This is a genomic window from Microvirga puerhi (assembly GCF_020089865.1).
Taxonomy (GTDB): Bacteria; Pseudomonadota; Alphaproteobacteria; order Rhizobiales; family Beijerinckiaceae; genus Microvirga; species Microvirga puerhi.
Genome location: NZ_JAIRBM010000002.1, coordinates 1 through 12,115 on the forward strand (window position 1 = coordinate 1; position 12,115 = coordinate 12,115).

Sequence of the window (12,115 nt, forward strand, 5' to 3'; positions counted from 1 at the left end):
CGACCCAGCCGGGTCGTGCGGGCATTCTGATGCGGGTTGTTCATTCCTCAGGTCCATCGGGTGAATCGTGTGGCAACGACCACCTTCAGGCCCTCAGACGGGATGAACAACCTCCTCAGATCTCACATCTAAGCGCGGATCTCTCGGTTTGCCTCGGCAATGACGCGGGTCAGGCTTCCCATCGACGGGTATAGAGGAATGAGGCAGGCCTGAAGCGCATGATAGAGATCGGGCTTGCCGGTAAAGAGGGTTGAAGCCGGCGCCAACGTCTCGGACAGTTCTGGGTGCCAGCCCTTGTGCTGATGATCGACCATGTGACTCGCAACGAAGTCCCAGACATGCCGATACCACTCTTCATGGAAATCCGTTGGGCGATGGTCTAGCAAGAACGATGCAGCCCCGATGGCTTCCGCGCAGGGCCACCAGAGCTTCTGGCGCAAGACAGGCCGGTTGTCCCAGTCCAGAGTATAGAAGAGGCCGCCGTTCTTTCGATCCCAGCCGAGCTCTATCGATTGTCTGAACAGCGCGCTTGCGGCCTCCGGCATCCAAGCATGACGTTTGTCTCCGAGGACCCAAAGCTGGAGCAGCAATCTGCTCCATTCAAGCCAGTGTCCTGGCGTGGCTCCTGAGGGGCGGAAGACATCCGAACCACGATACTCCTTGTCCAGCTGCCAGTTCTCATCGAAGTGCTCGGCGACGCGATAGCCTAGTTCGGTGGCATGTCGGCCGATGATCAGGTTCGCAATGCGCTCCGCCTTAGATAGGTACGTTTTGTCCCCTGTCGCTTCGAACGCGGCCATCAGTGCTTCGGTCAGATGCATATTTGAATTCTGGCCCCGGTAGCGGGAGACCGGAGACCAGTCGCGGGCGAATTCTTCCGCTACGGCACCATGCTCGTCCTCCCAGAAATGCTGGTCCAGAACCTGAGTCACATCGTCCAGAAGCCTGTCTGCCAAAGGATGGCCCACGACCTTGGCGCTGGAGGCCGCCAGCAGCACAAAAGCGTGACCGTAGGCCTGCTTTGTATCGTCCCTGTAGCGCTCACCATCCAGAGACCAGACATATCCGCCGTTCTGAGGGTCCCGATGATGCTTCCAGAGATATGTCATTCCGTGGTCGACGATCTCGGCGCTACCCGGCCGGCCCAGCAGATGGCCGATGGCGAAGCAATGGACCATGCGCGTCGTGCTGTGGATCTGGCGGACGGGGTTACCGTCGATCGGCTGTCCGGCCTTATCCAAATCGAGGAAGCCGCCCTTCGGGTTGACGCTCCGAGCCTGAAAGAATTCGAACAGGTCCGAGGCTTGATCGGCAAGCCATTGCCGGTGGGCCTGTCGCTTGCGCCAGCTCGGGCCGCTGGGGGGAAGGACGGGCACGGGCATCTGCATAAGGCAACTCCGATCTGAGGCGGGTAGAGCTTGAGCGGTGAGCAGCGATTGTGGACATCTTCCCGGTGAAGGGGAAGATGCCGCAGGCTCAATACACGATTGAATTGCAATCCGTTTAGGAAGCTTGCCGAGCAAGGCGTTTTAGTTCGGGAAGGACGTGGCTGAGGGAGAGCAGCTCTCCCTTTCCACCAAAGCCGAAATAGAGCGTGCGGTAGAGGCTGAAGAGCTGGTCGTAGACGACTTGCGTCGTGGGGTCCGGATGAAAGACCTGGAACGGGCGGCAGATCGCATCCTGCGCACGCTCGAGATCGGGATAGGTGCCTGCCGCCAGGCTCGCGAAGATGCTCGACCCGAGTCCCGTGGGCAATGCATCAGGGACGAGGACAGGTCGGCCGAGAACATTGGCATAAACTTGATTCAGGACCGGGCTGTTCTGAGGGATGCCGCCAGCATTGATGACGCGCTCCACCGGCACGCCACCCTGCATCATACGCTCGAGGATGATGCGCGTGTGAAAGGCTGTCCCCTCGATGGCGGCGAACAGTTCGTCCTGAGCGGTGTGCATCAGGTTCCAGCCGAGAGTCATGCCGCTGAGGTCGGCCCGGACCAGAACGGTCCTGTCGCCATTGTCCCAGGTAAGTCGGAGGAGTCCGGTTTCTCCTGCCCGGTAGCGATCGAGCCCTTCGGACAGGGCTCCGATCCTCGTATTCGCGCGCCGGGCGATGGCCTCGAAGATATCGCCCGTCGCGGATAATCCGGCCTCGATGCCGACCAGAGATGGGGCCACGCTTCCAGGAACGATGCCGCATACGCCCTGGATGAGGTCGACCTCCGGTGCCATCGCGATGATGCAGGTCGAGGTTCCGACGACGTTCACGGCATCGCCGACGCGGCATCCTGCCCCGATCGCATCCCAATGTGCGTCGAACGCACCGACCGGGATGGGAATTCCAGGGCGCAATCCCAGACGCTCCGCCCAAGGCTCGGTAAGATGGCCGGCAATTGTATCTGAGGTCGCATAAACTCCGGCGAGCTTGTCTCGAATACCATCGAACAGCGGGTCGACCTTGCTGAGAAACGCTTGAGAGGGGAGGCCACTCCAGCGCGGATTCCACATCCACTTATGGCCCATGGCGCAAACACTGCGCTTAACGCTGCGAGGATCGCTTGCTCCCGTCAGGGTGGCCGCGATCATGTCGCAGTGCTCAAGGGCCGTGACGAACCGATCTCGCTTATCTGGATTGTGTCGCAGCCAATGGAGGACCTTTGCGAAGCCCCATTCGTGGGAATAGACGCCTCCACACCAGCGGATCGCTTCGAGTCCTTCCTGATGCGCCAATCGCGTGATTTGCTCGGCTTCCTCCTTGGCGCGGTGATCGCACCAGAGATAATAATCATCGAGGGGCTCTAGGTTCTCGCCAACCATCACGACACTTGAACCGGTCGTATCGATCGCAAGGGCCGCGACCTCGTGACCGTCGAGGCCTGCCGAGGTAAGAGCCTTCCGCATCGCTGCCGTTAGCGCATCCATGTGATCTGCATGGGATTGCGTTGCATAGTCAGGATCGCCCCGCTTTCGATGGAGGGGATATTCGGCTGTGCCGAATCCGATTGGTCCCGACTGGTCGTCGACCAAGGTGACGCGCACACTGAGCGTGCCGAAATCGACGCCAGCGACGATGGCCATTCTAGCCTCTCCGGGTGCAGAGCGCGGTCGGGATGCGGAGCCCGACGTTATGATTGTCCATAGGTTGCAGTCTTGCCGTGCTTTCGGAAGTAATGTCGATCCATGAGCGCTTGAGAGACGCCTGACGTGTCCGGCCGAAGAGCGACGGTATAGGTCGCCATGCGGGCGATGCTTTCCAGCACGACTGCATTGTGAACCGCCTCGTCGGGCGACCGGCCCCAGCAGAAAGGTCCATGATCGGCTACGAGTGCGGCCGGCGCTTCGAGCGGGTCACGATTGCCAAAACACTCGACGATGGCGACGCCGGTAGCGTGAACATAGTTGCCCTCGATCTCGGCCGTGGTCAGTTTGCGCGTGACGGGAACAGGACCGTAGAAGTAGTCGGCATGCGTTGTTCCAAGAGGAGGGATCTCGCGTCGGGCTTGGGCCCACGATGTAGCGAACTCAGAATGCGTATGGACGACGCCTCCGATTTCCGAAAAGGACCTGTAGAGATGAAGGTGGGTTGCGAGATCGGAGGATGGGCGAAGCTCGCCCCATACCTGACGGCCGTCGAGATCCGTGATCACAAGATCATCCGCTTTCATCCGCTCGTAGGGGACCCCACTGGGCTTGATGACGACGAGTCCATCTGTGCGGCTGATGCCGCTGACATTGCCGAAGGTATAAAGAACAAGCCCACGGCGAACCACTTCCAGATTAGCTTCCAGGACCTGTTCCCGTAGTTCCCTCAGCATCTATGCCCTCCTAGGGAGAAACTGACAGCCACATCCTGCGGCATGGCCGTCAATTTCAGTCGGTTAGCGCGCGGCCGTCCAGCCTTTGTACTGGGCCACGTTCTCCGAAGTGATGAGTTTTGGCTCGAGGAGGATCACATTCTTCTCGGGCTTCTTGCCGTTCAGAATGCCCGCGGCCAATTCCAGAGATTGTCCGGCCATCACATAGGGATCCTGGGATGCCGATGCCTTGATCAGCGAATTGCCCGATTTCAGTTCGACCTCGATATCAGGCGCGCCATCGACAGCCGTGATGATGAACTCGCTTCGGTTCAGCTGCTTCGCGGCGAGGTTGGCACCGATCGCCGTCGGATCGTTGATCGCGAAGATCGCGTCAACCTTGGGGAAACGGGTCAGCAGGCTCTGCGCCACCGCGAATCCGCCCTCGCGTGAGCCCTTCGCGTCCTGATTGTCGGAGAGGACTTTGATGCCGGAATTTTTGTCGAACACGGCCTTGCAGCCCTTGACCCGGTCAGTCACCGAGGAAACCTGCGGGCCGTTGATGATCAGAACATCGCCTTTGCCCTTGAGATGATCGACGATGTATTGGCAAGCGATCTCGCCTGCCTTGACATTGTCGGTCATGACCGTGACGTCCGCCCCGGCGGCAGCCACGTCGAATGCTGCGACGACCACGCCGGCGGCCTGCGCCCGCTTCACCGAAGGCTCGACGGCCACGGGGTCGACTGCGTTGATCATCAGAACATCCACGCCGGAGGCGATGAAGTTGTCGACTTGGGTGAACTGCTTGTTCAAGTCGTAGTCCGACGAAACGGAGGTGATCTTCACATTCGGGTTAATAGACTTGGCCTTGTCTTCGATGCCCTTGATGGTAGCGACGAAGAAGGGATTCCCGAGCGATCCGACCGAGATGCCGACGCTCGTAAGATCCTTAGCCATGACGGGACTGGCCAGGGCGGCCAGTGCCACAAGGCTGCAGGTTAGCCGGGACATTATCATCGTTTCCTCCTTGTGAATGCGATCTGTCGAGGCAAACCTCGACCTTCGCCCGAACCAGCATCTGATTGCCGATGCTGGTATTCCACTCAGGTTCGCGCCGACCCTTTGAGACGATAGCGATCAAGTGCTACGGCCCCGATGATCACGAACCCCTTGATAATGAATTGCCAGATGTCGGATACTCCGACGAGAATAAGTCCGTTGGACAGGATGGCAATGATCAACGCACCGATCAGTGTGCCCCAGATCGACCCGATGCCGCCGACGAAGCTCGTGCCGCCGAGGATGACTGCGGCAATGGCATCGAGCTCATAGGATTGCCCGAGTTGCAGGCCATTCGCTGCATAAAGACGTGCGGCCGACATAACGCCGCCAAGCCCACTGGCGAGTCCGGAGACCGAATAAACGAAAAGAAGAACAGCCCAGACTTTGATCCCTGTAAGCCTTGCGGCATCAGGGTTTCCACCGACGGCGTAGATGTGTACGCCAAGGACCGTCCGTCGCAGGACGAACCATGACACGAGCACGACCACAAGTGCGATGATGACGAGCCACGGAATCCCAAAGAGGTTTCCGTTGCCGATGAATGCAAAGGGAAGCTGCGGATTGAATTGGGTCGTGTCTCCGCCGAGAAGACGGGCAAATCCTCGAACGGCCGTCAGTGAGCCCAGGGTCACGATAAAGGGCGGAAGCCGCGCGAAGGCGATGAGTGCACCGTTGATGACGCCGAGGACCAAACCGGTGAGCAGAGCTGCTGGAATACCGAGCAACCCCCAATCGGGGATCTTCGACGCGATAATGGCAACCATCGCAGCAGCGGCAAGGATCGAGCCCACCGACAGGTCGATGCCGCCGGTCAGAATCACGAAGGTCATGCCGGCTGCCAGTACGATGTTGATCGATGCCTGCTGCGCGACGATCGACAGGTTCTGAAAGCTCAGAAAGCGCCCTGACATCAGCTCAAAAACAGCGCCGAGAATAATGAGAACAGGCAGCATTCCAATAGCTTGCAGGGTAGAGCGCCAAGCCAGACGACGTTGGCGGCCCTCACCGGTATCGCTGCTCACGCCTCCGCTTTCCTGAAAGGAAGCGCCGGTTTCATTGGGAGTCGTCATGCTGCAGCTTCCCTCACACCTGTCGCGATGGCCACGATGTTTTCCTGTGAGATCGGAGGGTGTCCAACGCCGCCTACTTCTCCGGCAATCCGCCCTTCACGCATGACCAGTACGCGATCGCAGATCCCGACTATCTCCGGCAGCTCGCTTGAAATTACAATGACTCCGACACCGTTACGCGCAAGATCGTCGATCAGGCGATAGATCTCGGATTTCGCGCCGATATCCACACCGCGCGTCGGCTCGTCGAGAATCAGGATGCGCGGCTTGGTCTCCAGAAGTCTGGACAGCAGGACCTTCTGCTGATTGCCGCCCGATAGACTGCCGACCGGCACGATGTCGCCTGTCACGCGGATCGCCAGGGATCTAATCGCCGCAACGGCACGCGCCCTTGCGGCTCTTAAGTTGAGAACACCACCAGGAAACGCGTCACGTCCCAGCACGCTCAAGTTCACGTTCTCACGCACGGTGAGATCAAGGAACAGGCCGAGATGCTTACGATCTTCAGTCAGATATACGACGCCCGCGTCGATAGCATCCTGTGGCGTTTCGATCGAGAGACGACGGCCATCAAGGACAATTTCACCCCCGAGTCTCGAATCTGCGCCGTAGATAAGTCGCGCCAGTTCGGTTCGTCCCGCCCCGACGAGCCCGGCAATGCCGAGGACTTCTCCATGGTGCAGATCGAAGGAGCAGTTGTGGACCCGCTGTTTGTCCCGCATGTTTCGGATCGAGAAAATCACGGGGCCGCGGCTTCCTTTGGCATTGTGCTCCTTCTTGTAGAAAGAAGAGAGGTCTCGGCCGACCATCATCCTGACGAGGCGTTCTGCGGAAATCTCGTCGCGTTGCAAGGTTCCCGCATAAGTACCGTCGCGCAGCACGGAGACCCGGTCGGCCAATTCGTAGACCTCGGCCATACGGTGGCTGATGTAGATGATGGCCAAGCCTTCCGCGCGAAGTTGGCGGATAAGGGCGAAAAGAGCATCGGTCTCTCGGGAGGACAAAGATGTCGTCGGCTCGTCCATGACGAGAATACGGGAATTCGCGATAAGGGCACGCGCGATTTCGACCAATTGCCTTTCGGCCATCGACAGTTCACTGAGACGCGTGGTCGGCTTGAATGAGACGCCAAGCCTGTCAAGTACGGAGCGACAGGCTCGCGCCATCGAGCGCCGATCAATAACGGGGCCGTTGTGATACTCCCGGCCCAGCAGCATGTTCTCCGCAACAGTCAGGTTCGGCGCTAGCGACAGCTCCTGATAGATGGTGGAGATGCCATGATGAATGGCGGCTAAGGGCGCGCTGATGACAATCGGCTTTCCATCGATCCTGATCTCGCCGCCCGCATCGGCATGATACGCCCCCGACAGGATTTTCATCAGGGTGGATTTCCCGGCACCATTCTCACCCATGAGCGCATGGATCTCGCCCGGGTAAACGGTGAGCGAGACATCCTTGAGTGCCTTCACGCCCGGAAAGGTTTTCGAGATGTTCGTCATTTCAAGGATCGGAGACGATCCTGTCATGGACGCGCTCCTTCGGGATGCCGGTCAGCCTTTACCCAGAGGCCAAACCTCGCAGGGGCCGTTGGAGTCGGTATCCGGCCGATGCTCCCGCTACCTGGACACATGGCGTTCCTCCCTGACGGCCCGACTTCGAATTTCGAGCGATTATTTTTTCAGGAATAAGAAATACTATCGCTCGGCCTCATCCTGTCAATTGTCACCCCCGGCTGCCATGGAGAATTCCGGCTTTAGACTTCCATATAATCTACGGAACGCCTCGATCCTTGGACGATAGCGTTCGACCAGATTGGGGTCTGGCTCGATCCGGTCAAGGACGGGCGGAGCGCCGCATATGATATCCGGAGAAGCCTGTGCCGTCGCCAGAATGGCGAGCCGTGCTGCGCCGAACGCGGGACCCTTGTCGCCTCCGCGAAAGCGCAAAAGCGGGAGATCGAGGATGTTGGACAGGATTTTTGTCCAGAAGATGCTGCGGGATCCCCCGCCGATGATCCCCACTTCGGTGAGATGGGCACCTGCCTGAACGAGACAATCTTTGGCATCGGCAAAACTGAAGGCCACACCCTCAAGAACAGCCAGGGTCAAATCACTCGGCGTTGTCTCAGGGGACAGATTGAAGAACACCCCGCGAGCGTGCGGATCGTTGTGGGGCGTTCTCTCGCCTGTCAGATATGGCAGGAACAGAGTCTGTGCCGGACCCTGGTAGTGGGCCTCCGCCTCTCTAAGGAGGACATCGATCTCCGTCTTTAGCAAACCGGATAGCCAGGCGAGGCAGCTCGCGCCGTTCAACATGGCAGCCATCTGAAACCAGCGTTGGGGAACAGCATGGCAGAAGGCATGAATCAGTGCCTCAGGCGCAGGCCTGAATGTCTCCGTCGTTGTAAAGAACTGCCCTGACGTGCCGAGGGAGATGAAGGCCGAGCCTTCCTGAATAGCTCCGAGGCCGACGGCGCCTGCAGCAGCATCTCCAGCCCCTCCTGCCACGACGACATTTGAGCGAAGGCCCCAGGCCTTTGCGAAGTCCGACCGCAACGTCCCGGATGGCTGGGATCCTTCCACAAGGAGCGGCATCTGACGCCGGTCAAGGCCAGTGACGCTCAGAGCCTCGTCCGACCAATCTCTGGCAGCCTCGTCCAACCACCAGGTTCCGGCAGCATCCGACATGTCGGTGATGCGATCTCCGGACAATTTCAGGCGAATGTAGTCCTTGGGGAGAAGAACGGTTCTGACGGCTTCGAAAATCTGTCGCTCGTGCCTTGCCAGCCAAAGAAGCTTCGGGGCCGTGAAGCCGGGCATGGGAATGACACCGAGGGCCTCGGAGAGGTGAGGGTATTTTGCACCAAGTTGCTCGGCCTCTCGAAAGGAGCGCCCATCGTTCCAAAGGATGGCGGGCCGCAAGGGGCGGTCTTGGGAATCCAACAAGACCGCGCCATGCATCTGACCCGAAAGTCCGATGCCTTCTATCTGCGACCAGACTTCTGGAACTTGGCTTCGAAGCTCGGCAGCGACCCCTTGCACAGCCACCCACCACGCTTCTGGATCTTGCTCGGACCAGGATTCCTGCCGGCGTGAAATGTCGAGAGGCATATGGGCCTCTGCCAGCACAGCCTGCGTTTCGTTGACGATGACTGCTTTGATAGCGGAGGTCCCTATATCGACGCCTAGATAGGTAGGCATGCCACCGCTCCCGCCTGGTTGGAGTACGCTCAGATGGAGCTTTGCAATTTATCGCGCTCTGTCAAACCTGGCAGTCGCGCTTGGCGGCCTATTTTCATTCGCATGGCCCAATTGTCGGAATGGGGAATGAAGGAGGGGGATGTGACAAAGGAACATATTGGTTTCATCGGCGTCGGTCACATGGGCCACGGCATGGCCAAAAATCTTGTCGAGAAAGGATGGCCGCTGACCATTCTAGGGCATCGCAACCGGAAGCCCGTGGAGGATTTGAAGTCACGTGGCGCTGTCGAGGCGTCAAATCCACGGCAGCTTGCGGAGCTGTCGGACGTTGTCATCCTCTGCGTGACTGGGTCGCCCGAGGTGCAGGCCAATATTCAGGGCCCGAATGGGTTGATGTCCGCAAATAAGCCGCTTCTGATCATCGACTGCTCGACGTCCGACCCATCCGTCACTACGAAGCTCGCAGCTGAACTTTCCTACGCTGGTAGCACGCTCATCGATGCGCCCCTTGGGCGTACTCCGGCCGATGCTCAGGCGGGTACTTTGGATGTCATGGTCGGCGGAAGCTCGGAGACCGTAGAGAGAATTCGTCCCGTCCTTGATGCCTTCGCCTCACGGGTGATTCACACAGGGCCGACGGGAACCGGCCACACCATGAAGCTTCTCAACAACTTCCTATCGATGGGCTATGCGTCCCTCTATGCCGAGGCACTGGCGCTTGGTGCGAAGGCAGGCATCGCGTCGCAACTCTTCGACAGCGTGATCCGCGGCGGAAGAATGGATTGTGGCTTCTATCAGACGTACTTCAAATGGGTCCTCGACCGTGATCCATCCGCGCACAAATTCACGCTTCGGAATGGGCTGAAGGACATGACCTATCTGGCCTCCTTCGCCCAGTCCGTAGGGCTCGCCAATCCCATGGGCGCTACTGTGCGAAACAGCTTTGCGACTGCAGTCGGGATGGGGCACGGCGACAGTTACGTGCCGATGCTCTCCGACATTATAGCCGAACTGAACGGCATGCGGTGAAAGGCTATTCGTCAGACCGTGATAGGCCCATGCCTAACTGATCGCCCAAGCTTTCAGCCTGCTTGGGCGAGGGGCGCCGCCGCACCTTCCGGTGGGCTGCCCTTCTCGCGCGCATCATCGAAACCATTGGGATGCGACGAGCGCCAAGCCCACGCGGTGCTCACGATATCGTCAAGAGAGGCGTAGCGCGGCGACCAGCCTGTATCTCGGCGCAAGCGCTCATTGGATGCAACAAGTACCGGAGGGTCTCCGGCACGAGGCGGCCCAATCCGATGCGGAACAGGGCGTCCTGAAACGCGCTCCACCGCATCGATGACTTGGCGGACAGAATAGCCGGTGCCATTCCCGACATTGTAGCAGCCACCATGACCCGCCTCCAGGCGGTCGAGGATTCGACAATGCGCATCGGCGAGGTCGGTGACGTGGACATAGTCGCGGACGGCCGTTCCATCGATCGTGTCGTACTTGTCGCCAAACACGGTCAATTCAGAGCCAATCCCGAGCGCGGCATTGATAGCCAGTGGAATGAGGTGGGTCTCGGGATCATGGTCCTCGCCCAGGCGTCCTTTCGGGTCCGCGCCTGCCGCATTGAAATATCGGAGTGCGGACCAGTGCAGGCCGTGGATCTTGTGTGCCCATTCCAAGCCCTTCTCGGCCATCAGCTTGGACTCGCCATAGGGCGATAAGGGAAAGAGCTTGGAATCTTCGTCGATCGGAATCCGGTCCGGCATGCCGAACAGTGCCGCCGTCGATGACAGGACGAAACGCTTACAACCCGACTTGATCGCGGCCTCGGCCACCCGAAGCGTGTTGCTCACATTCTCGGACAGATAGAGGAGTGGCTCGCGCATGCTCTCTCCGACAAGGGAGCGGGCCGCGAAATGGAGTACGCCATCGAAATGCCAGGAGGCGAAAATCTCCTGCAGGCGCCGAGTATTTGCGATGTCCTCGACGATAAGCTCGACCCCCGGGGGTACCGCACCCCGATGCCCTTGAGACAGATCGTCGAGCACGACAACATCATCTCCCCGTTCCACAAGTGCGAGAACGGTGTGGCTGCCGACATAACCGGCACCGCCGGTGACGAGAAACCTGGCCATAATAAAACCCGTGACAGATCAGCCTCGTCGAGGGGGGTGCGACAGGCCGTGAATAGAGAAGAAGTTTAAATGCTGGGACGTAAAAACGCGAGGGGCATTGTTTAGGTGATTTTGCCTTCCCCATAGCGCAGAGCGCTTGTCCAAGCATGCTCCAAGCGTTGCAGCGTCTTGAACGCGGTCTCGAGATCGCGCTTCTCTTCCGCGTTGCGTGCGACGAGCCGATGGTAGGTCTCGTCCATTTTCCGCACATCGTCACAGAGCTTGCGACCTTTGTCCGAGAGTCGGATGCGGGCCGAGCGACGGTCCCGCTCGGAGGCGCTGCGATCCACATATCCGCCTTCGACCAACCGCTTGAGGTTATAGGAGGCATTGGAGCCGAGGTAGTAGCCGCGATCGATGAGATCGCGAACGGTCAACTCGTCAGCGCCGATCGTGAACAGCATCATCACTTGAGAAGGGCTAAGGTCATCGATTCCCAGACGCCCGAGATCGAGTCGGAACAGGTCGAGGTAGCGCCTGTGCACGCGCTCGACGACGCGAACGAGATCGAGATGGGAAACGCCTGCGGAATCGTCTGAGATCGGCGTACTCTCTGCCGGTGCCCGCGAGGGTTGCGGAATGGGAGGCAGACGGGAAAGTCCGCCGGTCGGCACCTCCCGGAAGAATTCCGCCTCTTTGTTGAATTTGTGCTCCATACCTTCTCCTGTCACGCGCTAGTGATTAGTTCGAATTTCGAACTATTTCTAAGACGTTTTCCCTAAACTTATGAGTTGTAGTGTTTTGTTGCGTTATAAAGGGAATGCTTATTCTAGGGTGACATTCCGCTACTTCCTCGTATCATGGTACAGAGATTTACAAAC

General features: G+C 59.0%; 10 protein-coding genes. 1 reads left to right on the plus strand and 9 read right to left on the minus strand.

The window, feature by feature from the left end; all coding sequences use genetic code 11:
* Positions 1-128: 128 nt before the first annotated feature.
* From K9B37_RS02375 to xylB, 7 genes are all read right to left on the minus strand, one after another.
* On the minus strand, positions 129-1,388 hold the full coding sequence (locus tag K9B37_RS02375; RefSeq protein WP_439651667.1) for an AGE family epimerase/isomerase: 1,260 nt from the start codon (positions 1,386-1,388) through the stop codon (positions 129-131).
* A 115-nt stretch (positions 1,389-1,503) separates the two neighbouring features.
* Complete coding sequence (locus K9B37_RS02380; RefSeq protein WP_224311207.1) at positions 1,504-3,075, minus strand: ribulokinase; 1,572 nt, start codon at positions 3,073-3,075, stop codon at positions 1,504-1,506.
* 47 nt (positions 3,076-3,122) lie between these two features.
* Entirely contained in the window at positions 3,123-3,812 is a 690-nt protein-coding gene (locus K9B37_RS02385; RefSeq protein WP_305072123.1) for an L-ribulose-5-phosphate 4-epimerase, read from the minus strand.
* 63 nt (positions 3,813-3,875) lie between these two features.
* Positions 3,876-4,811 (minus strand): ABC transporter substrate-binding protein, encoded by a 936-nt coding sequence (locus tag K9B37_RS02390; RefSeq protein ID WP_224311208.1) that lies wholly within the window; start codon positions 4,809-4,811, stop codon positions 3,876-3,878.
* 86 nt (positions 4,812-4,897) lie between these two features.
* Entirely contained in the window at positions 4,898-5,926 is a 1,029-nt protein-coding gene (locus K9B37_RS02395; protein WP_224311209.1) for an ABC transporter permease subunit, read from the minus strand.
* Positions 5,923-7,452 carry a sugar ABC transporter ATP-binding protein gene (locus tag K9B37_RS02400; RefSeq protein WP_224311210.1) on the minus strand — a complete coding sequence of 510 codons (1,530 nt, stop codon included), beginning with the start codon at positions 7,450-7,452 and terminating at the stop codon, positions 5,923-5,925. The genes K9B37_RS02395 and K9B37_RS02400 overlap by 4 nt, the downstream gene beginning before the upstream one ends.
* A 189-nt stretch (positions 7,453-7,641) precedes the next feature.
* Entirely contained in the window at positions 7,642-9,126 is a 1,485-nt protein-coding gene (gene xylB, locus K9B37_RS02405) for a xylulokinase (protein ID WP_224311211.1), read from the minus strand.
* Positions 9,127-9,252: 126 nt separating this feature from the next.
* Between xylB and K9B37_RS02410 the strand changes: the two genes are divergently transcribed.
* Positions 9,253-10,155, plus strand: coding sequence for an NAD(P)-dependent oxidoreductase (locus K9B37_RS02410; RefSeq protein ID WP_255616372.1), 903 nt, complete (start codon positions 9,253-9,255; stop codon positions 10,153-10,155).
* A 53-nt stretch (positions 10,156-10,208) separates the two neighbouring features.
* Here K9B37_RS02410 and galE read toward each other — a convergent pair whose 3' ends face one another.
* Together galE and K9B37_RS02420 are read right to left on the minus strand one after the other, a co-directional pair.
* A complete protein-coding gene (galE, locus tag K9B37_RS02415; protein ID WP_224311213.1) occupies positions 10,209-11,255 on the minus strand; it encodes a UDP-glucose 4-epimerase GalE in 1,047 nt (348 codons plus the stop codon).
* Positions 11,256-11,356: 101 nt separating this feature from the next.
* Positions 11,357-11,950: a MarR family transcriptional regulator gene (locus K9B37_RS02420; RefSeq protein WP_224311214.1), complete on the minus strand. Its 594-nt coding sequence runs from the start codon at positions 11,948-11,950 to the stop codon at positions 11,357-11,359.
* Positions 11,951-12,115 lie beyond the last annotated feature (165 nt).